Below are 23,000 nucleotides of genomic sequence, written 5' to 3'. Positions count from 1 at the left end.
CTTCCTGGATGGTGGACGGTGGTCAGCGACCCCAGCGCAGCGCCGGGGTCTCCACCGGGGCGTCCCAGAGGGCGGTGAGCTCCTCGTCGAGCACCGTGACGGTGATCGAGAAGCCCGGCATCTCGAGGGACGTGACGTAGTCGCCGACCACGCTACGCGCGACGTGGTGGCCGCGGTCCGTGAGCACCTCGGCGGCGCGGCGGTAGACGATGTAGAGCTCGGAGAGCGGGGTGCCGCCCATGCCGTTGACGAGGAGCAGCAGCTGCGAGCCCGCCGGCGCGTCGAGGTCGGCGAGCACCGGTTCGAGCACGCGGTCGACGAGCTGGTCGGCCGGGGCCATGGCGATGCGCTCACGGCCCGGCTCGCCGTGGATGCCGATGCCGAGCTCGACCTCGTCGTCCGCGAGCGTGAAGGACGGCTCCCCTGCGTGCGGGACCGTCCCGGAGCCGAGGGCCAGGCCCATCGACCGGGTCACCTCGTTGACCCGTCGGGCGACCGCGGCAACGGCGTCGAGGTCGTCACCACGCTCGGCAGCGGCACCGGCGCACTTCTCGACGACGACCGTACCGGCCACGCCGCGGCGCCCGGCCGTGTACAGCGAGTCCTGCACGGCGACGTCGTCGTCGACCACGACGGACGCGACGCGGATGTCCTCCATCTCGGCGAGCTCGGCGGCGGTCTCGAAGTTGAGCACGTCGCCGGTGTAGTTCTTCACGATGTGGAGCACGCCCGCTCCCCCGTCGACCGCCTTCGTCGCGGCGAGGATCGGGTCGGGGGTCGGGCTCGTGAAGACGGGACCGGGGACGGCCGCGTCGAGCATCCCGTGACCGACGAAGCCGGCGTGCAGCGGTTCGTGCCCGCTGCCCCCACCGCTCACGATCCCGACCTTCCCGCGCACGGGGGCGTCGGCGCGGTGCAGGTGGATCGGGTCCTCGACCAGCACGACGTGCCCCTCGTGCGCTCGGGCGAACCCCCGGACGGTCTCCGTCACGACGTCGTGCGGATCGTTGATGAGCTTCTTCATGACGGACCTCCACGGGTGCGGGGGCCGACCGCCGGCGGAGCCACACCGCCGTCGTCGACCGGAGTGCGTTCACCCTACAGCGGCCGCCCGTTCGCCTCCGGTGCACGTTCGTGCATGAGGGTGCTGTCGTGGCCTGGTCCTCGGATGCCCCTCCGCACACCAGGCGTGCACGTTCGTGCAGTTTCGCGAACTCGGCTCGTTCCGCGATCGCGTCGCGGTGACCGGCCTCACTATGCTCGGCCCCAATCACTCGACGGGGAGTGCCGGACGCAGCAGCCACCGGACCCCCACCACTCGCACTGGAGGTCACCGATGGACGGCATCGGCGTCAATTTCATGTCAGAGCTCGTCGGTACGGCGTTGCTCATCATCCTCGGTGGCGGAGTCGTCGCCGCCGTCTCGCTGACGAAGTCCAAGGGCTTCGGCGCCGGCTTCCTCATGGTCACGATCGGCTGGGGCTTCGCGGTCTTCGCCGGTGTGCTCGTGTCCTACAAGTCGGGCGGCCAGCTCAACCCCGCCGTCAGCCTCGCGCAGATGCTGCTCGGCAACATCAGCATCGGCACCATGCTCATCTACTGGGTCGCACAGCTGCTCGGCGCCTTCATCGGCGCGGTGATCGTCTGGCTCGCCTACAAGCAGCACTTCGACGAGGAGCCCGACGCCGCCGCCAAGCTCGGCGTGTTCTCGACCGGACCGGCGATCCGCAGCTACGGCTGGAACCTCGTCACCGAGGTCATCGGCACGTTCGTGCTGGTCTTCGTCATCCTCGGCATCACCAACGGCAAGGCCCCGGCCGAGCTCGGCGCCGTCCCCGTCGCCTTCCTCGTGATCGCGATCGGTGTCTCGCTCGGTGGCCCCACCGGCTACGCCATCAACCCCGCCCGTGACCTCGGCCCCCGCATCGCCCACGCGATCCTGCCGATCAAGGGCAAGGGCTCGAGCGACTGGTCCTACGCCTGGGTCCCGGTCGTCGGCCCGCTCATCGGTGCCGCCCTCGCCGCCGGCGCCTCGACCTTCCTGCTCCCCGTCGTCTCCTGACGGCTGCAGACCGAACCCCCAGCACACACCGAACACACCCGTAAGGAGCACCAATGGCCGACTACATCGTCGCCATCGACCAGGGCACGACCTCGACGCGTGCCATCGTCTTCGACCACTCCGGTTCGATCATCTCGGTCGGGCAGAAGGAGCACGAGCAGATCTTCCCGCGCGCCGGGTGGGTCGAGCACGACCCCGCGGAGATCTGGGACAACACCCGTGAGGTCATCGGCCAGGCCCTGTCCCGCGCCGACATCACCCGCCACGACGTCGCGGCGGTCGGCATCACGAACCAGCGCGAGACCGCGGTGGTCTGGGACAAGAACACCGGCAAGGCCGTCTACAACGCCATCGTGTGGCAGGACACCCGCACCCAGGCGATCGTCGACAAGCTCGCCGACGGCGACACCGACCGCTACAAGGCGATCGTCGGCCTGCCGCTCGCCACCTACTTCGCCGGCACCAAGATCGCCTGGATCCTCGAGAACGTCGAGGGCGCACGCGAGAAGGCCGAGGCGGGCGACCTGCTCTTCGGCACCACCGACACCTGGGTCCTCTGGAACCTGACCGGTGGCACGGACGGCGGTGTGCACAAGACCGACGTCACGAACGCGTCCCGCACGCTGTTCATGGACCTCGAGACGCTGCAGTGGCGCGACGACATCCTGGCCGACTTCGGGGTGCCGAAGTCGATGCTCCCGGAGATCGTCAGCTCCTCCGAGGTCTACGGCCACGTCGAGTCGTCCAGCCTGCTCCGCGAGGTCCCGATCGCCGGCATCCTCGGCGACCAGCAGGCCGCGACGTTCGGCCAGGCGGCGTTCGACCAAGGCGAGTCGAAGAACACCTACGGCACCGGCAACTTCCTCATCTTCAACACGGGCACCGAGATCGTCCGGTCGGAGAACGGGCTGCTCACCACCGTCGGGTACAAGCTCGGCGACCAGGAGACGCACTACGCGCTCGAGGGCTCCATCGCCGTCACCGGTTCGCTCATCCAGTGGCTCCGCGACAACCTCGGCATCATCGGCAGCGCCCCGGAGGTCGAGGCGCTCGCCAAGACCGTCGAGGACAACGGTGGCGTGTACTTCGTGCCGGCGTTCTCGGGCCTGTTCGCGCCGTACTGGCGTCCCGACGCCCGCGGCGCGCTGGTCGGCCTGACCCGCTACGTCAACAAGGGGCACATCGCCCGTGCCGCCCTCGAGGCGACGGCGCTGCAGACCCGCGAGGTCCTCGACGCCGTCAACGCGGACTCCGGTGTGGACCTGACCGAGCTCAAGGTCGACGGCGGCATGACCGCCAACGACGCGCTCATGCAGTTCCAGGCGGACATCCTCAACGTGCCGGTCGTCCGTCCCGTCGTCGCGGAGACCACCGCCCTCGGTGCCGCGTACGCCGCCGGTCTGGCCGTCGGGTTCTGGGCGAACCTCGACGAGCTCCGCGCCAACTGGCAGGAGGACCAGCGCTGGGAGCCGTCGCTCGACGACGCCGAGCGCGACCGTCAGCTCCGCCTCTGGAAGAAGGCCGTCACGAAGACCTTCGACTGGGTCGACGAGGACGTGCGCTGACGCGCAGCTGAGGTGACCGCCTGGAGGCGCGGTGCCGGTCCGACGGGCCGGCACCGCGCCTCCAGGCCGTTGCGGTGGCACGCGCGGTGCGGGCCGGGCGCACCGGTCCGGCCGCGAAACGCAACGTCGGCGGATCCGCGCAACGCCACAGCGCTGCGAGCATCCGCCGACGTCGCGACTTGCGGGGTCGCTCAGGCCGCGGGGGCGGCGCCGACCCAGTCGGCGAGCTTCTGCGCGGCGGCGCCGGAGTCGACCGCCTCGGCGGCGACGGCGAGCTGCTCACGGAACCGCTGCAGGATCGGCCGGTCCGCCTGCTCGGGATCCTCGGCCAGACGGAAGGACACCAGCCCGGCGGCGGCGTTGAGCAGCACGATGTCACGGACCGGGCCGGTCTCCCCCGCGAGCACGCGGTGCACCACGGCGGCGTTGTGCTCGGGGTCACCGCCGAGCAGGTCCTCCGTGCGCGCCCGGGCGATCCCGAGGTCCCGCGGGTCGAGGTCGTGCTCGATGACCCGGCCGCCGGTGACCTCCCAGATGTGGGAGTGCCCGGTGGTCGTCAGCTCGTCGAGGCCGTCGTCGCCGCGGAACACGAGCGCGGTCGCCCCACGGGTCTGGAACACGCCCGTGATGATCGGCACGAGCTCGAGCTGCGCCACGCCCACCGCGTTCGCCTCGCACCGGGCCGGGTTCACCAGCGGCCCGAGGAAGTTGAAGACGGTGGGCACGCCGATCTCGCGCCGGACCGGGGCCGCATGAGCGAAGCCGGGGTGGAACGCGCTCGCGAACGCGAAGGTCAGCCCGACACGCCGGAAGGTGTCCGCGACACGCGCGGCGTCCATCGTCAGGTCGAGGCCGAGGGCGGCCAGCACGTCGCTCGAGCCCGACTTCGACGAACTCGCGCGGTTGCCGTGCTTGACGACCGGCACGCCCGCGGCGGCGATGACGATCGCGGCCATCGTCGAGACGTTCACGGTGCCCACGACGTCGCCGCCGGTCCCGACGATGTCGAGTGCCATCGGGTCGACGTCCAACGGGACGGCGGCGTCGAGGATCGCGTCGCGGAAGCCGACGACCTCGTCGACGGTCTCGCCCTTCGCCCGGAGCGCGACCGCGAAGGCCGCGATCTGTGCGGCGGTCGCGCGCCCCTGGACGATCTCCTCCATGGCCCACGTGGACTGCCTGATCGAGAGGTCCTCGCGCGCCATGAGCGCGCTGATGACTGCAGGCCAGGAGAGTGTGAGGGACATGGCTCGATGGTACTGAGTTCGAACGACCCGCCAGTGTCCTGCGAAAACACTGTCAGTGGTTTCGGCCATAATGGAGGACGTGACTAGCACCCCTCTCTCCAGATCCGCCAGCGGTCCGGTCCTGAACAGGCCGAACGCCGTTGCCGTGGGGACGATCGTGTGGCTGGGCAGCGAGGTCATGTTCTTCGCCGGCCTGTTCGCGATCTACTTCACGCTGCGCAGCACCTCGCCCGAGCTCTGGGCGACCGAGACCGCCAAGCTCGAGGTGCCGTTCGCCTCGGTGAACACGATCATCCTGGTGCTGTCGAGCTTCGCCTGCCAGTTCGCGGTGTTCGCCGCGGAGCGCTTCCAGGTGCACCGCACGAGCTGGAACCCCAAGGACTGGGGCATGACGGAGTGGTTCTTCGTCACGTACTGCATGGGTGCGATCTTCGTCTGCGGCCAGATCTTCGAGTACGCGAACCTCTGGCACGAGGGCGTCACGCTCTCGTCGAGCGCCTACGGCTCCGCGTTCTACATGACCACCGGCTTCCACGGCCTGCACGTCACGGGTGGTCTCATCGCCTTCCTCCTGACCCTCGGTCGCGGCTTCGCCGCCAAGAACTTCGGGCACAAGGAGGCGACCACCGCGATCGTCGTGTCGTACTACTGGCACTTCGTCGACGTGGTCTGGATCGGCCTCTTCGCTGTCATCTACCTTCTCAAGTAGGAACTGGACACCCCCCACCGCATGTTCACCAGAAGCAAGTCCAAGAAGGGCCGCCGTTCCCCGATGGCGACCGTGTCGCTCATCGTCGTCGGTCTCATGACCACCGGCGGTGCGTACGCGCTGTTCAGCTCGACGGCGAACGCCGACGACAGCACCACCTCCGCGGTGTCCAGCCAGTCCAAGGTCAACGAGGGCGAGAAGCTCTTCGCCTCGAACTGCGCGACCTGCCACGGCCTCGACGCCCAGGGCACCAGCGAGGGTCCGTCCCTCATCGGTGTCGGCGCCGCGTCGGTCGACTTCCAGGTCGGCACCGGCCGCATGCCGATGGCCGCGCAGGGCCCCCAGGCCGAGGAGAAGCCCGCCCAGTTCACGGACGAGCAGATCGATGCCATGGGTGCCTACGTCGCCTCGCTCGGCCCCGGCCCGTCGGTCCCCTCCTCGTCGCTGACGGACGGCAAGGGCGACGCAGCCGAAGGCGCCGAGCTCTTCCGCATCAACTGCGCCATGTGCCACAACGTGGCGGGCGCCGGCGGCGCACTCACCGAGGGCAAGTACGCCCCGAACCTGCAGTCGGTCTCCGGCAAGCACATCTACGAGGCCATGGTCACGGGCCCGCAGAACATGCCGGTCTTCAACGACCTCAACCTGACGCCGGAGCAGAAGGCCGACATCATCACGTACCTGAAGTACGTGCAGGACAACAAGTCGCCCGGCGGGTTCGCCCTCGGCTCCCTCGGCCCGGTGGCAGAGGGTCTGTTCATCTGGATCTTCGGACTCGGCGCGGTCGTCGCGATGACCGTCTGGCTGACCGCGAAGTCCAACTGATCGTCCGTGTCGAACGACACTGAAGGGAACACCATGGCAGAGCACGACGACGAGGCACTGAACTCGTCCTCGGCTGTCGAGAAGCACGGCGCGACCAGCACGTCGGCCGGGATCGCGGTCGTCCCCGCGGACCCGTTCGAGAACCCGGGTGAGCCGCCGCACCGCGCGCGCCGCACCGACGTCGACCCGAAGAAGCAGCGCCTGGCCGAGCGTCAGGTCGCCACGTTCTTCTACCTTTCCATCGTGGGCAGCGTCCTGGCGATCGCGGCGTACATCGCCTTCCCGATCGACCCCGAGGACTTCGGCACCGTCCGGTCCGGCAACCTCTGGCTCGGTCTGGCGATCGCCCTGGCGCTGCTCGCGCTGGGCCTCGGCGCCGTCTACTGGTCCAAGTCGCTCGTCGTGGACCGCGAGATCACGGAGATGCGCCACAGCACCCGTGGCACCGACGCGACCCGCGCGAAGGCCGTCGAGGCCTTCCAGCTCGCCGACAAGGAGTCCGGCTTCAGCCGTCGCAAGCTGATCCGCAACTCGATGATCGGCGCCCTGGTGGCGTTCCCGCTGCCGGGTGTCGTCCTCGTCCGTGACTTCGCCCCGGCGGAGGACCCGAACGAGCTCCTGCGCCACACCTTCTGGAAGTCCGGCATGCGCCTGACGAAGGACCCGACGGGTCTGCCGATCAAGGCGTCCGACGTCACGATCGGTTCGGTCTTCCACGTCATCCCGGACGGCATGCTCGACTCCGAGCACATGCTCGAGGAGAAGGCGAAGGCCTCGGTCCTCCTCATGCGTCTCGACCCGAAGGACCTCAACCCCTCGAAGGGGCACGAGGACTGGGGCTACGACGGCATCGTCGCCTACTCCAAGATCTGCACCCACGTCGGGTGCCCGGTCGCGCTCTACGAGCAGCAGACGCACCACCTGCTGTGCCCGTGCCACCAGTCGACGTTCGACGTCTCGAACAACTGCGAAGTCATCTTCGGCCCGGCTGCACGTCCCCTCCCCCAACTTCCGATCGCGATCGACGACGACGGCTACCTGGTTGCCCAGAGCGACTTCCACGAGCCGGTCGGACCGTCCTTCTGGGAGCGTGAACGCTGATGACCAGCACCACCACCACGAGCGCGCCGTCCACGGCCACACGGCCCGAGCCGACGCGCGGGTCCCGACTCATCGGGGCCACCGCCAACTACATCGACGAGCGGACGAGCATCTCGGGTCTGGTGAAGGAGGTCGGGCGCAAGATCTTCCCCGACCACTGGAGCTTCATGCTCGGCGAGGTCGCGCTGTACAGCTTCGTCGTCGTCCTGTTGTCGGGGACGTTCCTGACGTTCTTCTTCCAGGCGTCGATGACCGAGGTCGTCTACAACGGCTCGTACGTCCCGCTGAAGGGCGTCGAGATGTCGACCGCCCTGCAGTCCACCCTGAACATCTCGTTCGACATCCGCGGTGGCCTGTTCGTCCGGCAGATCCACCACTGGGCAGCCCTGCTGTTCGTCGCCTCGGTGATGCTGCACATGGCCCGCGTGTTCTTCACCGGCGCCTTCCGCAAGCCGCGTGAGCTCAACTGGGTCTTCGGCTTCGTGCTGTGGGTCCTGGCGATGGCCGAGGGCTTCACCGGCTACTCGCTCCCCGACGACCTGCTCTCGGGCAACGGTCTCCGCATCATCGTCGGCATGATCGAGGGTGTCCCGGTGATCGGCGTGTGGATCGCCTACCTGCTGTTCGGTGGCGAGTTCCCGGGTACCGACATCGTCGGCCGCCTCTACACGCTCCACATCCTGCTGCTGCCGGCGATCCTCGTGGCGGTGCTCGGCGTGCACCTCGTGCTCGTCGTCATCAACAAGCACACGCAGTTCGCGGGCCCCGGCAAGACCAACGAGAACGTCGTGGGCGTCCCGATCCTCCCGGCGTTCGCCGCGAAGGCCGGCGGCTTCTTCTTCATCGTCGCGGGCATCCTCGCCCTCATCGCGTCGCTGTTCACGATCAACCCGATCTGGAACTACGGCCCGTACGACCCGTCCCCCGTGTCCGCCGGCACCCAGCCCGACTGGTACATCGGCTTCGCGGACGGTGCGCTCCGTCTGGTGCCGCCGCACTGGGAGGTCGTGTGGTTCGGCTACACGGTGTCGTTCAACATCCTCGTCCCGATCGCCGTCCTCATGGCGCTCATCATCGCGATGTTCGCCTACCCGTTCCTCGAGGCGTGGGTCACAGGCGACAAGCGTGAGCACCACCTGGCCGACCGTCCGCGCAACGCCCCGACCCGCACCGCGTTCGGTGCTGCGGGCATCACGCTCTACGCGTCGCTCTGGGCCGCCGCCTCGTCCGACATCATCGCCACGCACTTCATGGTGTCGATCGAGCACGTGATCCACGTCATCCAGGCCACGACGGTCCTCGGCCCGTTCGTCGCCTTCTGGATCACGAAGCGCGTCTGCCTCGCGCTGCAGAAGAAGGACCGCGAGATCGTGCTGCACGGTTACGAGTCGGGCCGCATCGTCCGACTGCCGCACGGCGAGTACATCGAGGTCCACGAGCAGCTCGACGAGTACGAGCGCTGGAAGCTCCTGCAGTTCAACGAGTACAAGCCGCTCATGGTCCGTCCGGACGCCAAGGGTCGGATCACCGGGGTGCAGAAGGTCCGTGCGAACCTGTCGCGCTTCTTCTTCGAGGACCGCATCGCGCCGGTCACGAAGGCGGAGCTCGAGGCAGCGCACGCCGCGCACCACGGTCCGGAGCTGGAGGGCGACCACCAGGCCCAGGCCCCCGCGCTCGGCGCCGCCAACCACTAGGTCCCGCAGCGGGAACGACGGAGCCCCTCGACCACCACGTGGTCGGGGGGCTCCGTCGTTCGCTGTGGACCGACGTGGATCCGCCACTCCCGGTTCACCGTGCATTCAGAGTGGCGTGCTGGACTCGTCCTCGACGGTGTGGCAACGTGTTGCACCACGCATCCGCCAACGGAACGAGAGACCGATGGACAGCCGGACGGCCGAACACCCCAGGCCGAACCACTTCCTCCTCCACCTCAGCGACACCCACCTCGTGGCGGGTGACGGCGCGCTCTACGGTGACGTCGACCCCGCAGCACGTCTCTCGGCGATCGTCGCCGACATCGAGGCCTCCGGCACTCGCCCGGAGGCCATCGTCGTCACGGGCGACGTTGCCGACAAGGGCGAGCCGGGCGCGTACGCCAGGATCCGCGACATCGTCGAGCCCGCGGCCCGCCGCATCGGCGCGCAGGTCATCTGGGCGATGGGGAACCACGACGAGCGCGGTGCGTTCCGCCAGGAGCTCTTCGGACTCCAGCCGACCGATCGCCCCGTCGACTTCGTGTACGACGTCAACGGCCTCCGCGTCATCACCCTGGACACGAGCGTGCCCGGAGCGCACCACGGCGAGGTCTCCCCTGCGCAGCTCGACTGGCTGGCTGAAGTCCTCTCCGAGGCTGCACCGCACGGCACGATCCTCGCCATGCACCACCCGCCGGTCCCGAGCGTGCAGGACCTCGCGGTCCTCGTCGAGCTCCGCGACCAGGCCGCCCTCGCCGAGGTCATCGAGGGGTCGGACGTCATCTCGATCATCGCCGGGCACCTGCACTACTCCACGAGCGCCGTGTTCGCCGGGGTGCCCGTGTCGGTCGCGAGTGCGACGTGCTACACGCAGGACCTCACCGAGTACCAGGGCGGTACCCGCGGGCAGGACGGCGCGCAGTCGTTCAACCTCGTGCACGTCTACGGCAACAACGTCGTGCACTCGGTGGTGCCGATCGGGCACTACTCGACGGTCGGCGAGCCCGTGTCGTCGGAGCAGACCGAGGCACGGCTCGCCGCTGCAGGGGTCACGATCGCGTCCGCGGTCGAGCCGGCGCCGGTCACCGCGAGCATCCCGGTGTTCACCCTCGACACGGTGCCCACCTCCCCCATCCGCCGCTGAGGGCCGGCCGACCGCGTGCACGGCTGCACGCGGTCGAACGAGCACGACATGTCGTCGAACGATCGGCGTCCGGGTGGGATCCGTCGCTCGTCGCCGTCGAGCGGGACAGATCGTGCCCGCTCAGTGCCGCGGACCGGTCGCGCCCGGACGCCACGAGGCCCGAACGGCCCGCCGCAGCCCTACTGCGCGTCCTGCTCCCACGGCGCCGGGAACGGGAAGTACTTCTCGAGGAAGTCCGTCACCCGACGGGTGCGCTCCTCGTCCGAGACCTCCGGGAAGCTCCCGTCGTTCAGGCAGAAGAAGTCGACGTTCCGCTTCTTGAGCAGGTCCTCCAGCGCCTTCAACCCGGACTGCATCGTCGTGTCGATGTACCGGACCGGAGCGTTCTCCTGCACGATCGCGCGGCCGGTGAGCAGGGCGTAGTAGTGGTACAGCGAGTTCGTCACCGAGATGTTGTCCGCCGCACGGAACCGTGAGGCGGCGGTCGCGCGGAACTCCGCCGCGAACTCGTGCTCCATCTCGGTCAGGATCGAGGCGCGGAGCGGCGTGGGCGCGTGCTCGAGGTGCCGCGTGGTCACCGCGCCGAACCGCTGCTGCAGCAGCTGACGGTTCACGCGCGCGGAGTTCTCGAACCCGCTGCGGGCCGGGTTGTTCGACCCGAGCCCGATGCGGGTCGTCGCGAGGATGAACTTCGACACCGAGCCCGGGCTGAAGAACACCGACGGCTCGACCATCCGCCCGAAGAACATGTCGTCGTTCGAGTAGATGAAGTGCTCGCTGATGCCCGGGATGTGGTGCAGCTGCGACTCGACGGCCTGCGAGTTGTGGGTCGGGAGCACCGAGGGGTCCGCGAAGAACTCCTCGCTCCGGACGATCCGCACCTTGGGGTGGTCCGCGAGCCAGGCGGGTGCCGGCGAGTCGGTGGCGATGTAGATCTGCCGGATCCACGGCGCGAAGGTGTGCACCGAGCGCAGGGCGTACTTCAGCTCGTCGATCTGCCGGAACCGCGCGGGGGCGTCGTCGCCCTCCCCCAGCACCGCGTTCGCCTGCGCTGCCTGGCGGGCACGCTGGTACTCGATCGCGTTGCCGTCGACCCACGAGAAGACGATGTCGATCGGGAAGCGGATGTCCGACACGTGGTCGTCGAACATGTGCTCCACCGTGCGCCAGGTGCGGCCGTAGCGCTCGATGTCGACGAGCACGAACTCGTCGACCGGCAGGCTGCGCCGCATCAGGGCGTTCTCGACGGGCGCGAGCACCTCGGTGTCGGTGACACGCCAGAACTCGAGTTGGACGCTCGTCTCGGCGCCGTAGCGGAGCCGACCCATGGGTTCGAGCCGCGGTCGGAAGACCCGCAGCACCGGTTCGTCGACCGATCCGAGGCCGTCGTCGAGGACGAGCACGGCGGGCTGTCCCGGCGGCTTGGCGTAGAACGGCTCGTTGGCGGCGGCTGCCATGATCGCGCTCTCGGCGCGCTGCCGGTCGCGTTCGTCGACGGCGATGACCGGCCGTCGGTCGTTGCCGCGGATGAGCAGGTGGTCGACGTCACCGGCGGTGAGCGCGTCGTCGAGGAACAACAGGTCCTCGATCATCGACTGCTGGGGCGTCAGGTGCCCGTTGACCAGGGTCAGGCGTCCCTTGCGGACGACGACGTCAGGTCGGTCGAGACCGCCGGAGGACGGTCGAGGGTTCAGCAGAGGACTCTCGGTCGCCGGCTCGGTCTCGTGGCTCATCCATGCCCTTCGCATCACGTCAGCCGGGCCCCGTGCCCGGCTCCTGCGATCCTACCGTCCGGCGGACGAGCGCCGCGCGGTCACGGACGGGAGGCGCGCCCTGCGTCCGCCCCGCGCGGCACCTTGACGGTGATCCCGACGACGATGAACGCCGCGGCCGCCACGAGTTGCAGACCCGCCCACACCTGACCAGGGATCGGCACGACCACCACCGGGTTCCAGCACACCGCGATCGCCGCGGTGAGGGCGACCGCCCACCAGGCGCGGCCGCGGAACGCGAAGACGAGGACGATGAGCGCGAGCACCGTCACGCCCCACCGGACGAACACGAAGCCCGAGGAGTCGATGACGGCCACGAACGCGATGAGCACGACGGCAGCGAGCAGCCCGGGGGCCAGGGCGGGGCGGGTGAAGGGCGGTGTGCCGTCGGCGTCCGGTCGCGCGCCCTGCGGACGGCGCTCGTCCTGACGCCCCGAGGGGACCCCCTGCAGCGACGATCCTGCCGGGGACCGACCCTTCCGTGCCATCAGGCGCCGGCCTCCTCGAGGTCGATCGCCTGGATCGGACGGGACATCGGCGGGAGGCCGCGCACGCGCTCGAGCGCCGGCTGGAGTTCGTCGACCACCGCGCGGTAGCCGTCGGCGTTGAGGTGCAGGCCGTCCTCGGTGAACCGCTCGGCCAGGTGGTCGTCCTCGGCCAGCGCGGGCCAGAGGTCGAGGTACTGCGCGTGGCAGGTCGCGACGAACTGGCGGAGGTGCCGGTTCGCCTCCTCGATCTTCGCGCACCAGTCGGACTGGCGCGGCAGGATCGACACGAGCAGCAGGCGGACGCCCGGGAGCTCGCGGCGCAGCGTGACGAGGATCGACTCGACGCCGCGGACGACGTGCTCGACGCTCGACCGGTGGTTGCCGAAGTCGTTCGTCCCGATCAGGAGCACGATGACCTCGGGCTGCTCGGCGATCACGGCGTCGAGCCGGGTGAGCACGCCGTCGGTGGTGTCACCGCCGACGCCCTGGTTGCTCGTGCGCTCTCCGGGGAGCCACTGGTCCCAGGACCCCTGCTCGGTGATGCTGTCGCCCAGGAACAGGACGGTGGGGTGTTCGGTGGTCATGCTGCCTCCTCGTGTACCGGTTCCTGCGGCCCATTCTGCTGGGTCCAGTTCCGCCCCGTCGACTCCGTGTGCTGCGACTCGCGCTCCGCCGCCGCCGTGATGCGTTCGACCATGCCCGGGAAGATGATCCCGTGGAACGGCAGGATGCCGTACCAGTACAGGCGTCCGGGGAGCCCCTGCGGGAAGTAGATAGCCCGCTGGTGGTAGTCGCTGCCGCCGTCGTCGCTCGGGGTCACCCGCATCTCGAGCCAGGCGCGTCCGGGCGACTTGAACTCGGCGCGGAGCCGCAGGTAGCGCCCGCGCTCCAGCCGCTCCACGCGCCACCAGTCGAGCGCGTCGCCCTGCTCGAGGCGGTGCGGGTCGCGCCTGCCCCGGTTGAGTCCGACCCCGCCGGCGACCTTGTCCATCCATCCGCGGGCGACCCAGGCCAGGGGGAACGAGTACCAGCCGTTCTCGCCGCCGATCGACTCGACGACGCTCCAGACGTCCTCGGCGCTGGCGTTCGAGTGGCGCTTCCGGTCGTCGACGTAGACGGTGTGTCCGGCCCACTCCGGGTCGCTCGGCAGCGGGTCGGCCGGGGTCGACGAGAGCGTCGCGCTCCGCCAGCTCGTCTGCACCTCACCCTTCCGCATCTTCGTCAGGGCCAGTCGCACGGCCCGTCGGTACGAGGTGAGTCCGCCCTCCGGACGCGGGACGACCTCGTCGATGTCGTGCTCGCGCTGCACGCACTCGAACTGGAGCGACTCGATGATCGGCGTCGCGAGCTTCTTCGGGATCGGCGTCACGATGTTGAACCAGTGCGCGGAGAGCCCCGGGGTGAGCACGGGCAGCACGGTGAAGCGCCGCTGCGGCAGCTTCGCCTCGACCGCGTAGCCGTTCAGCATCTGCCCGTACTTGAGCACGTCCGGCCCGCCGATGTCGAACGTCCGGTTGACGTCGGCGGGGATGTCGAGCGCCGCGACCAGGTAGTACAGGACGTCACGGACGGCGATCGGCTGGATGCGGTTGCGGACCCACCGGGGCGCGGGCATCCACGGCAGCACGTCGGTCACGTGCCGGATCATCTCGAACGAGGTGCTCCCCGACCCGATGACGACGCCCGCCTGGTAGGCGATGGTCGGGACGCCGGAGGCGAGGAGCACGTCCCCGACCTCCTTCCGGCTCCGGAGGTGCTTCGACAGCTCGCCGTCCGGGTGCAGTCCGCCCAGGTACACGAACCGGCGGACCTCCGCATCGCGGGCCTCGCGCGCCATCGTCTCGACGGCGTCCCGTTCGGCCTGCTCGAAGTCCCCGTCCGCACCCATGGCGTGCGCGAGGTAGTAGACGGCCTCGATGCCCTGGACGGCGGAACGCACCGCATCGGCGTCCTGCAGGTCGCCCGCAGCGACCTCGACGTCGTCGTGCCAGGGCACGTCCTGGAGCTTCCGGGGCGTGCGGACGAAGACGCGGACGTCGTGTCCGGCCTCGAGGAGGCGGGGGACGAGACGACCGCCGATGTACCCGGTCGCACCGGTGACGAGGACCTGCATGGAGGGCACGGTACGCGCGTCGCCTCCGGGTAGGCTTTCCGGGTGGACAACGCAGCGACCCCCGCACACCAGGACCGGGCCGACCAGCACGAACTCGGCGCCGACGCCGTGCGCGCTCTGATAGACCACGCGATCCTCAAGCCCGAGCTCACCCGCGCCGACGTCGACGTCCAGCTCGACGAGGCCGCCGCCCACCGGGTCTTCAGCGTCTGCGTCCGGCCGAGCGACGTCGCGCACGCCGTGGAGCGGCTGCAGGGCACCGGCGTCGGCGTCGGCACCGTGATCGGGTTCCCGCACGGCACCACCACCACCGCCGCCAAGGTCGCCGAGTCGCTGCAGGCCCTGGCCGACGGCGCCTTCGAGCTCGACATGGTGCAGAACATCGGCGCAGCGCGGTCCGGCGACTGGGAGCGTGTCGAGCAGGACGTCCGCGCGGTCGTCGACGCCGCCGGAGACACCGTCGTCAAGGTCATCCTCGAGACGGCGTTCCTCACCGACGACGAGATCGTCGCCGCATCGCGGGCCGCACAGCGTGCCGGCGCCGCCTTCGTCAAGACGTCCACGGGGTTCGCGGGCGGGGGCGCCACGGCCGAGCACATCCGCCTGATGCGCGAGACGGTCGGGCCCGACACGGGCGTCAAGGCCTCCGGAGGCGTCCGCGGACTGGACACCCTGCTCGAGATGGTCGAGGCCGGCGTCGACCGGATCGGTACGAGTGCCTCGGCGCGCATCCTCGACGAGGTCGCGCACCGCGCCACGACCGGCGCCGCGTCCGCACTCGGGGACGACACCTCCTCGTACTGACGGCCCGGCCGCCCGCTCGCGGGCGGCCCCACCCGGACCGGCCGCGGCCGGTCCGGCACCACCCGACCCGACCACACCGCCCGGGCCGGCTCGCACCGACGCGAGGTCGCGTCGCCACGGTGAGCCGAGCCTCCAGACCGCCGCATCGGAGCGCGCATGTCCAGCACCGCAGCCCAGTCCCCCTCGTCCGCGCTCGCACTGGCCGTCGATCTCGGCGGCACCAAGGTCGAGGCGGCCCTCGTCACCGACCGCGGCGTCGTCCTGCCGGGGACCCGGCACCGGCAGCCGACCGGACCGCAGCGGAGTGCTGCCGAACTGCAGGCGGCCGTCGACCAGGTCGTGACGGCGACCCTCGCAACGCTGCCGACCGACGCGCAGCTCGTCGGCGTCGGTGTCGGTGCTGCCGGCCCCGTCGACGAGGAGCACGGCCTCGTCTCCCCCTTGAACATGCCGGTGTGGCGCGGTTGGCCGCTCCGTGACCGCGTCGCAGCCCTCGTCCCCGAGGGCGTCCCGGTGACGCTGCGGATGGACGGCCTCGCGATCACCCTGGCCGAGCACTGGGTCGGGGCGGCGCAGGGGTCGGACCACGTCATGGGCATGATCGTCTCCACCGGTGTCGGTGGCGGGCTGATCCTGCACGGCCGCACCGTGAGCGGGCCGACCGGCAACGCCGGCCACATCGGCCACGTCGAGTGCGGCGGGTTCGACGACCCGTGCGCGTGCGGCGGGACCGGATGCCTCGAGGCGATCGCCAGCGGGCCGAAGACCGTCGCCTGGGCGCAGCGGCAGGGGTTCGCCGGGACCACCGGCGAGGAGCTCTCCGCCGCCTACGCTGCCGGGGACGAGATCGCGGTCGCCGCGGTCCGGCGGAGCGGGCGCGCACTGGGACAGGCCATCGCCGCGGCGACGAGCCTGGTCGACCTCGAGGTGGTGGCGATCGGCGGCGGCTTCTCGCACGTCACCCCGGACCTGTTCGAGTACGCGCGCGAGGCGGTGGCCGAGCGGGTCGAGTTCGGCTTCGTGACGAAGGTCCGGATCGTGCCGACCGGACTGTCCCAGGATGGACCGCTCATCGGGGCCGCGGCGCTGGTGCACCGCGCCGACGTGCTGCGCTGAACCCTCGGGCGCCGTACGCGTCCGGCACTGGACCACCGAGCGCTGCGTCGTCGCACGGTGCTCTCCACAGGCCGGGCCGTGACCGACGTCCGTCCGGCAGGATGAGCGGGTGCCGACGCCCCGCCTGCTGACCAGCGACGACTGGCCGGAGGCGGAACTCCGCGCCGCCGTGCTGGCCGGCGAGCTCGTCGCGGTCGGGTGGTGCTGGGCCTCCCCCGCAGAACCGCAGACGCCGGCACTCCGCGCCGCCGCGCACGCGTGGCGTGTGCCCGACGGACGACTGGTGGCGAGCGGCCGGTCCGCCGCGTGGATCTGGGGCGCCACGTCGCGTCCACCGTCGCCGGTCGAGGTGAGCGTGCCGCCGACCGTCCGCGTCCGGGTCGACCCCGACGTGCGGCTCCGCGAGGTGCGACTCCCCGCCGCGGACACGGTGCGGCTCGGGTCGGTCCGGGTGACCTCGCCGGAGCGCACGGCCGTCGACCTGCTCCGCGCGCCCGACACGTTCGACGTGACCGCACGGGACGCCCTGCGCGGCCTCGTGGCGATCGGCGCGGTCCGGGCGGACGACATCACCCGCCGCCTCGACGCGCTCGGGACGATCCCCATGGTGCGGCAGGCGGCGCGTCGGCTCGACCGCGCGACGGCCGGGTGGACACCGCCCGGCGACGCTCAGCGCTGAGGTGAGCGGGGTCGACCGGGTCGGCCCGAGCTGACGCGACCGACGTCGACCGCGGTCAGCCCGCGCTGACGCGACCGACGTCGACCGCGGTCAGCCCGCGCTGACGCGGTACACGTCGTACACGGCGTCGATCCGCCGCACGGCGTTCAGCACGCGGTCGAGGTGCGTCGTGTCGCCCATCTCGAACACGAAGCGGCTGAGCGCCAGTCGGTCCGACGAGGTCGACACCGTCGCGGACAGGATGTTCACGTGGTGGTCGGTCAGCACCCGGGTGACGTCGCTGAGCAGCCCGGAACGGTCGAGCGCCTCGATCTGGATCTGCACGAGGAACACCGACTTCGACGACGGGGCCCACTCGACCTCGATCATCCGGTCCGGCTCGTTCATCAGCGACTTCACGTTCGTGCAGGACGCCTGGTGCACCGAGACGCCCTGACCGCGCGTGATGAAGCCCACGATCTGGTCGCCGGGCACCGGGGTGCAGCACTTGGCGAGCTTCACCAGGATGTCGGGCGCGCCGCGGACGAGCACGCCGCTGTCGCTGTTCCGGAGCTGGCGGCTCGTGACCTGGCGCGGGAAGGCCAGCTCGGGCTCGTCCGTCTCGGTCTCGGCCTGGACGTTGCCGAGCACCTTCTCGATGACGGACTGGGTGGACACGTGGCCCTCGCCCACCGCCGCGTAGAGCGCGGAGACGTCGTCGTACCGCATCGACGACGCGACCTCGGCGATGGAGTCCTGGCTCATGATGCGCTGCAGCGGCAGGTTCTGCTTGCGCATCGCACGCGCGATCGCGTCGCGGCCCTGCTCGATCGCTTCCTCGCGGCGCTCCTTCGTGAACCACTGCTTGATCTTGTTGCGGGCCCTGGGGCTCCGCACGAAGGTCAGCCAGTCCTGGCTCGGCCCGGAGTCGGGGTTCTTCGACGTGAAGATCTCGACGACGTCGCCGCTCGACAGGGAGCTCTCGAGCGGGACGAGCCGCCCGTTCACCTTGGCACCCATCGTGCGGTGCCCGATCTCGGTGTGCACCGCGTAGGCGAAGTCCACCGGCGTGGCACCGGCGGGCAGGCCGATGACCTTGCCCTGCGGGGTGAAGACGTAGGTCTCCTTCGCGCCGATCTCGTACCGCAACGAGTCGAGGAACTCGCCCGGGTCGCTCGTCTCGGCCTGCCAGTCGGTGATGTGGGCGAGCCACGCCATGTCCTGGTCGTCGGTGGTCGACGAGGCGTCGACGTCCCGACCCTGCGCACGCTGCTTGTACTTCCAGTGCGCCGCGACACCGAACTCGGCGCGCTGGTGCATCTCGTGCGTGCGGATCTGGATCTCCACGGCACGGCCCTGCGGCCCGAGCACGGTCGTGTGCAGGGACTGGTACAGGTTGAACTTCGGCGTCGCGATGTAGTCCTTGAAGCGCCCGGGCAGCGGGGTCCACCGCGCGTGCACGGACCCGAGCATCGCGTAGCAGTCGCGGACGGTCGGCACGAGGACGCGGATGCCGACCAGGTCGTAGATCTCGTCGAACTCTCGACCGCGCACGATCATCTTCTGGTAGATCGAGTAGTACTGCTTCGGCCGGCCCATGACCTCGCCGCGCACCTTCGCGGCCTTCAGGTCCTTCTTGAGCGTGCCGATGACGTTCTGCACGAACTGCTCGCGCTTCGGCTGCCGTTCCTTGACCAGGCTGTCGATCTCGACGTAGAGCTTCGGGTGCAGGACCGCGAACGACAGGTCCTCGAGCTCCAGCTTGATCATCTGGATGCCGAGGCGGTGCGCCAGCGGCGCGTAGATCTCGAGCGTCTCCTTGGCCTTGCGGGTCGCCGAGGCGGACTCCACGAAGCCCCACGTCCGAGCGTTGTGCAGGCGGTCGGCGAGCTTGATGACGAGCACGCGGATGTCCTTCGACATCGCGATGACCATCTTGCGGACGGTCTCGGCCTGCGCGCTGTCGCCGTACTTGACCTTGTCCAGCTTGGTGACGCCGTCGACGAGCATGGCAATCTCGTCACCGAAGTCCGACCGGAGCTGGTCGAGCTGGTAGTCGGTGTCCTCGACCGTGTCGTGCAGGAGGGCCGCGGCGATCGTGATCGTGCCGATCCCCAGGTCGGCGAGGATCTGCGCGACCGCGACCGGGTGGGTGATGTAGGGCTCGCCGGACTTGCGCTTCTGCCCGTCGTGCGCCCGCTCGGCGACGGTGTACGCCCGCTCGATGAGCGTCACGTCGGCCTTCGGGTGGTGTGACCGGACGGTCCGGATCAGTGTGTCGACCGCCCCCGCGGGCTGCGCCCGCGAGAACAGCCGGGGCAGCAGCGACCGCAGGGATCCGAGGTTGCCGGTGGTCGTCGCGTTCAGCGGGCTGGAGGGCCGTGGTGCGGAACCGGGACGGCTCGCGCCGGGCGTGGACGCACCCTGGGACGAGGACTCACGGGTGTCCGTCATGATGCGCCTCCTGCGACCGGTGTCCGGGTACGGTCTGGCAAGACTACGCGCGTCCCGTCAGTGCTCGTGACGCGGTTCGCCCTGGGCGTCGTCCGACGCTCCCGCGCGCACGACCGGCTGCCCGGACTGTTCCCACGCCACCATGCCGCCGGTCAGGTTCACCGCCGGCACGCCCGACTGCTCGAGGGCGGCGACGACCCGCGCCGACCGGGCGCCGGAGTGGCAGACGACGATGGCGGGCTGGTCGCCGCCGTCGATCTCCTGCCAGCGGGCGACGAGGTCGGACATCGGGACGAGCGTGGCCTCCGGGGCGTGCACCTCGTCCCACTCCCCCTGCTCGCGGACGTCGAACAGGCGGGCGCCCGCGTCGAGACGACGTCGGGCCTCGGCCACGTCGACGTCGTGCACCTCGACCGCCATCAGGCGACCTCGGCAGCGGCGTCGACCTCGCGCTGACGCTTCTCGGCCGCACGCGTCTTCTTGGCGTCGGCCTCCTTGACCTTCGGCTCGTTCTCACGCAGGTGCGCGTACATCGGCGACGCGATGAAGATCGTCGAGTAGGTGCCGACGATGATGCCGATGAAGAGCGCGAGCGAGATGTCCCGCAGCGTGCCGGCGCCGAGCACGTACGACCCGATGAAGAGGATCGCGGCGACGGGCAGGAGCGCCACGACCGACGTGTTGATCGAGCGCACCAGCGTCTGGTTGACCGCGAGGTTGACCGACTGCACGAAGGTGCGGTGCGACTCCTGCGACGTGTTCTCGCGGACCTTGTCGAACACCACGACGGTGTCGTACAGCGAGTAGCCGAGGATCGTCAGGAAGCCGATGACGGCGGCGGGGGTGACCTCGAGCCCGACGATGCCGTAGACGCCGGCGGTGATGAGCAGGTCGTGCAGCAGCGCGACCATGGCCGACACCGACATCTTCCACGTGCGGAAGTAGACGGCCATCACGACGGCCGCCAGCGCGAGGAAGATGACCAGACCGCGGATCGCCTGCGCGAGCACGTCCGCGCCCCAGGTGGCGCCGATGTACGTCGAGGCGACCTGGTCGTCGGACACGCCGTACGCCTTCGCCAGGGCGTCCTGCACCTCGCTGGTCTCACGGTCGGTCAACTGCTCGGTCTGGACGCGGATGCCGTCCTGGCCGACCTGGGAGACGCGCGGGATCCCCTCGGGGACGATCGACTCCACCGTTCGGGTGGCGATCGACTGGTCGAGGTCCTTCGCGTTCGAGATCGTGAACTCGGAGCCGCCGGTGAACTCGATGCCGAGGTGGTAGCCGCCACGGAGCCACGGCACCGCGAGCGACACGACGATCGCGATCAGTGCGATGAGGTACCAGGTCTTGCGCCGCCCGACGATGTCGTAGGAGCGCTTCCCGGTGTAGAGGTCGCTGCCGAACTGGCTGAAGCTGGCCATCAGTCGTCCTTCCCGTCCGGCGTGGAGCCGTTGTCGCCGGAGGCCCGCTGGGCCTTCCGCTCTGCGATCGTCTGGCGGCGCTGGGCCTCGCCCGCACTGCGCTGGCGCTTGCCGTCCACGACCGGCGCACGGAACTGCGCCCGGCCGCGGTAGACGGCGCCGAGGGCGGACGGGTCGAGTCCGCTGAACTTGTGCCCCTCGCCGAAGAACCGGCTCCGGGCGATGAGCTGCATCATCGGGTGGGTGAACAGCACCACGACGACCACGTCGATCAGGGTCGTGAGCAGCAGCGTGAACGCGAAGCCCTTCACGTCGCTCACGGCCAGGACGTACAGCACGACCGCGGCGAGGAAGTTGATCGAGTCGGACGCCAGGATCGTGCGGAGGGCACGCTTCCAACCGGACTCCACGGCGCTCTCGAGCCCGCGGCCGTCGCGGAGTTCGTCGCGGATGCGCTCGAAGTACACGATGAACGAGTCCGCCGTGATGCCGATGGCCACGATGAGACCGGCCACACCCGCGAGCGACAGACGGTAGTCGACGCGCCACGACATGATCGCGATCACCAGGTAGGTCAGGACCGCCGCGACACCGAGCGACAGCACGGTCACGAAGGCCAGCGCCCGGTACTGGATGATCGAGTAGATCACGACCAGGATCAGACCGATCAGGCCGGCGACGAGCCCGCCGACGAGCTGCGCGGTGCCGAGCGTGGCCGAGATGTTCTCGTTCGACTGCACCTGGAAGTTGATCGGCAGGGCACCGTACTTCAGCTGGTCGGCCAGGGTCTTCGACGACTCGGCGGTGAAGTTGCCGGTGATCTGCGCCTTGCCGTTCGTGATCGCCGCGTTCGAGGCGGGTGCCGTGATGACGGTGCCGTCGAGCACGATCGCGAACTGGTTCTGCGGCGAAGGGAGCTTGACGAGGCGGCTCGTGACGTCGCGGAAGTCGTCCGAGCTCTTGCCCGAGAACGTCAGGTTGACGGCCCACTGCCCGGTGGTCGCACCCTGGGAGTCGGTGGCGAGGCCCGAGGTCGCGTTGCTGATGCCCGCACCGGAGACCTCGACGGGACCGAGGATGTACTTGGCGGCGCCGTCCTGGTCACAGGTGACGAGCGGCTCGTCGTCGGGCGCCGTCGTGACGTCGTCCGGGGCCGCGCAGTTGTAGTTCGTGTACAGGTCCTGCAGCGCCGGCGTGACCTGGGACAGGTCGCTGCCGTTGGTCGGCTTCGTGCTCGGGGTCGCGTCGAGCGATGCCGGCGGTGAGTACGGCGTCGGCGATGCGGTCTTCCCGTCGCCGCCGACCGCGGTGTTCGTCGCCGCCTCGGTGTAGAGCACCGGACGGAAGGTCAGCTTCGCCGCTGCCTCGATCCGGTCGATCGTCGCCTTGTCCGGCTTGCCGGGGATGGACACGACGATGTTGTTCGTGCCCTGCGTGTTGATCTGCGACTCGGAGACACCCGTGGCGTTGATGCGCTGACGGATGATGTTGACCGCCTGGCTCAACTGCTGCGAGGTGACGGACCCGCCCTCGGTGTTCTGCGCGGCGAGGGTCAGCTGCGTGCCGCCCTGCAGGTCGAGCGCCAGTTCGGGCACCCAACTCGCGCCGGCGAACCACTCGTTCGTGTCGTCCTTGCTGTTGGCCGCGAGCACCGACGCAGCGGTGTTCAGGCCAGCGAGGGCCGCCATGATGATCACCAACCAGGTGAGCGAACGCAGCGCCTTCTTGACGGGTGTCGATCGTGCCACCGGTCGTCTCGTCTCTCTGTTCAGGACCGACGGCGTCTGGGCCGGCGGCGGTGTGTGGTCGCCGGGTCGGTGGACC

20 protein-coding genes are annotated in these 23,000 nt (G+C 69.9%); 10 read left to right on the top strand and 10 right to left on the bottom strand.

The genetic code is table 11. The features are described 5' to 3' along the window. Positions 1-22: 22 nt before the first annotated feature. On the bottom strand, positions 23-1,024 hold the full coding sequence (gene dhaK / locus ABIC52_RS09710) for a dihydroxyacetone kinase subunit DhaK (protein ID WP_209677129.1): 1,002 nt from the start codon (positions 1,022-1,024) through the stop codon (positions 23-25). 312 nt (positions 1,025-1,336) lie between these two features. On the opposite strand from dhaK, the gene ABIC52_RS09705 reads away from it, so the two are divergent. Both ABIC52_RS09705 and glpK read left to right on the top strand, forming a co-directional pair. Beyond that, positions 1,337-2,062: an MIP/aquaporin family protein gene (locus ABIC52_RS09705; protein ID WP_126890107.1), complete on the top strand. Its 726-nt coding sequence runs from the start codon at positions 1,337-1,339 to the stop codon at positions 2,060-2,062. A 53-nt stretch (positions 2,063-2,115) separates the two neighbouring features. Beyond that, positions 2,116-3,627, top strand: coding sequence for a glycerol kinase GlpK (gene glpK, locus ABIC52_RS09700; protein ID WP_250366945.1), 1,512 nt, complete (start codon positions 2,116-2,118; stop codon positions 3,625-3,627). A gap of 191 nt (positions 3,628-3,818) precedes the next feature. Here glpK and trpD read toward each other — a convergent pair whose 3' ends face one another. Continuing rightward, positions 3,819-4,874 carry an anthranilate phosphoribosyltransferase gene (gene trpD / locus ABIC52_RS09695; RefSeq protein WP_126890109.1) on the bottom strand — a complete coding sequence of 352 codons (1,056 nt, stop codon included), beginning with the start codon at positions 4,872-4,874 and terminating at the stop codon, positions 3,819-3,821. 70 nt (positions 4,875-4,944) lie between these two features. On the opposite strand from trpD, the gene ctaE reads away from it, so the two are divergent. The 5 genes from ctaE to ABIC52_RS09670 all read left to right on the top strand — a co-directional run bounded on the left by ctaE (position 4,945) and on the right by ABIC52_RS09670 (position 10,347). Beyond that, positions 4,945-5,583, top strand: coding sequence for an aa3-type cytochrome oxidase subunit III (gene ctaE, locus ABIC52_RS09690; protein ID WP_058727853.1), 639 nt, complete (start codon positions 4,945-4,947; stop codon positions 5,581-5,583). A 21-nt stretch (positions 5,584-5,604) separates the two neighbouring features. Continuing rightward, positions 5,605-6,408: a cytochrome bc1 complex diheme cytochrome c subunit gene (gene qcrC / locus ABIC52_RS09685; RefSeq protein ID WP_126890110.1), complete on the top strand. Its 804-nt coding sequence runs from the start codon at positions 5,605-5,607 to the stop codon at positions 6,406-6,408. Positions 6,409-6,441: 33 nt separating this feature from the next. Beyond that, entirely contained in the window at positions 6,442-7,509 is a 1,068-nt protein-coding gene (qcrA, locus tag ABIC52_RS09680) for a cytochrome bc1 complex Rieske iron-sulfur subunit (RefSeq protein ID WP_174234667.1), read from the top strand. Continuing rightward, complete coding sequence (gene qcrB / locus ABIC52_RS09675; protein ID WP_126890111.1) at positions 7,509-9,203, top strand: cytochrome bc1 complex cytochrome b subunit; 1,695 nt, start codon at positions 7,509-7,511, stop codon at positions 9,201-9,203. Before qcrA ends, qcrB begins: the two co-directional genes overlap by 1 nt. 184 nt (positions 9,204-9,387) lie before the next feature. After that, positions 9,388-10,347, top strand: a complete 960-nt coding sequence (locus tag ABIC52_RS09670; protein ID WP_354027198.1) for a phosphodiesterase — start codon at positions 9,388-9,390, stop codon at positions 10,345-10,347. A gap of 179 nt (positions 10,348-10,526) precedes the next feature. On the opposite strand, the gene ABIC52_RS09665 is transcribed toward ABIC52_RS09670, so the two are convergent. The 4 genes from ABIC52_RS09665 to ABIC52_RS09650 all read right to left on the bottom strand — a co-directional run bounded on the left by ABIC52_RS09665 (position 10,527) and on the right by ABIC52_RS09650 (position 14,720). Then, a complete protein-coding gene (locus ABIC52_RS09665) occupies positions 10,527-12,080 on the bottom strand; it encodes a stealth conserved region 3 domain-containing protein (RefSeq protein WP_354027197.1) in 1,554 nt (517 codons plus the stop codon). An 80-nt stretch (positions 12,081-12,160) separates the two neighbouring features. After that, on the bottom strand, positions 12,161-12,607 hold the full coding sequence (locus ABIC52_RS09660; RefSeq protein WP_238638037.1) for a DUF6804 family protein: 447 nt from the start codon (positions 12,605-12,607) through the stop codon (positions 12,161-12,163). Next, complete coding sequence (locus tag ABIC52_RS09655; protein ID WP_126890114.1) at positions 12,607-13,191, bottom strand: GDSL-type esterase/lipase family protein; 585 nt, start codon at positions 13,189-13,191, stop codon at positions 12,607-12,609. The genes ABIC52_RS09660 and ABIC52_RS09655 overlap by 1 nt, the downstream gene beginning before the upstream one ends. Beyond that, positions 13,188-14,720: an SDR family oxidoreductase gene (locus tag ABIC52_RS09650; RefSeq protein WP_354027196.1), complete on the bottom strand. Its 1,533-nt coding sequence runs from the start codon at positions 14,718-14,720 to the stop codon at positions 13,188-13,190. The genes ABIC52_RS09655 and ABIC52_RS09650 overlap by 4 nt, the downstream gene beginning before the upstream one ends. A 42-nt stretch (positions 14,721-14,762) precedes the next feature. Here ABIC52_RS09650 and deoC point away from each other — a divergent pair, with 42 nt between their 5' ends. From deoC to ABIC52_RS09635, 3 genes are all read left to right on the top strand, one after another. After that, the gene (gene deoC / locus ABIC52_RS09645; protein WP_435526074.1) at positions 14,763-15,524 is read left to right on the top strand and encodes a deoxyribose-phosphate aldolase; all 762 of its coding nucleotides are present in this window, start codon (positions 14,763-14,765) and stop codon (positions 15,522-15,524) included. A 156-nt stretch (positions 15,525-15,680) separates the two neighbouring features. After that, positions 15,681-16,640 (top strand): ROK family protein, encoded by a 960-nt coding sequence (locus ABIC52_RS09640; protein ID WP_209677121.1) that lies wholly within the window; start codon positions 15,681-15,683, stop codon positions 16,638-16,640. Between the two features lie 109 nt (positions 16,641-16,749). Beyond that, positions 16,750-17,319 carry a type IV toxin-antitoxin system AbiEi family antitoxin domain-containing protein gene (locus ABIC52_RS09635; RefSeq protein WP_126890117.1) on the top strand — a complete coding sequence of 190 codons (570 nt, stop codon included), beginning with the start codon at positions 16,750-16,752 and terminating at the stop codon, positions 17,317-17,319. Between the two features lie 90 nt (positions 17,320-17,409). Here ABIC52_RS09635 and ABIC52_RS09630 read toward each other — a convergent pair whose 3' ends face one another. The 4 genes from ABIC52_RS09630 to secD are packed head-to-tail and all read right to left on the bottom strand — an operon-like array spanning position 17,410 to position 22,924. Continuing rightward, positions 17,410-19,752, bottom strand: coding sequence for a RelA/SpoT family protein (locus ABIC52_RS09630; protein WP_354027195.1), 2,343 nt, complete (start codon positions 19,750-19,752; stop codon positions 17,410-17,412). 57 nt (positions 19,753-19,809) lie between these two features. Then, positions 19,810-20,172, bottom strand: a complete 363-nt coding sequence (locus tag ABIC52_RS09625; RefSeq protein WP_126890118.1) for a rhodanese-like domain-containing protein — start codon at positions 20,170-20,172, stop codon at positions 19,810-19,812. Then, the gene (gene secF, locus ABIC52_RS09620; protein ID WP_126890119.1) at positions 20,172-21,176 is read right to left on the bottom strand and encodes a protein translocase subunit SecF; all 1,005 of its coding nucleotides are present in this window, start codon (positions 21,174-21,176) and stop codon (positions 20,172-20,174) included. Before secF ends, ABIC52_RS09625 begins: the two co-directional genes overlap by 1 nt. Next, positions 21,176-22,924: a protein translocase subunit SecD gene (gene secD / locus ABIC52_RS09615; protein WP_354027194.1), complete on the bottom strand. Its 1,749-nt coding sequence runs from the start codon at positions 22,922-22,924 to the stop codon at positions 21,176-21,178. Before secD ends, secF begins: the two co-directional genes overlap by 1 nt. Between the last annotated feature and the right edge of the window lie 76 nt (positions 22,925-23,000).

The organism is Curtobacterium oceanosedimentum, assembly GCF_040545555.1.
Taxonomy (GTDB): Bacteria; Actinomycetota; Actinomycetes; order Actinomycetales; family Microbacteriaceae; genus Curtobacterium.
The sequence above is the reverse complement of the archived record's forward strand: the minus strand, read 5'-3'. Positions and strand labels throughout refer to the sequence as shown.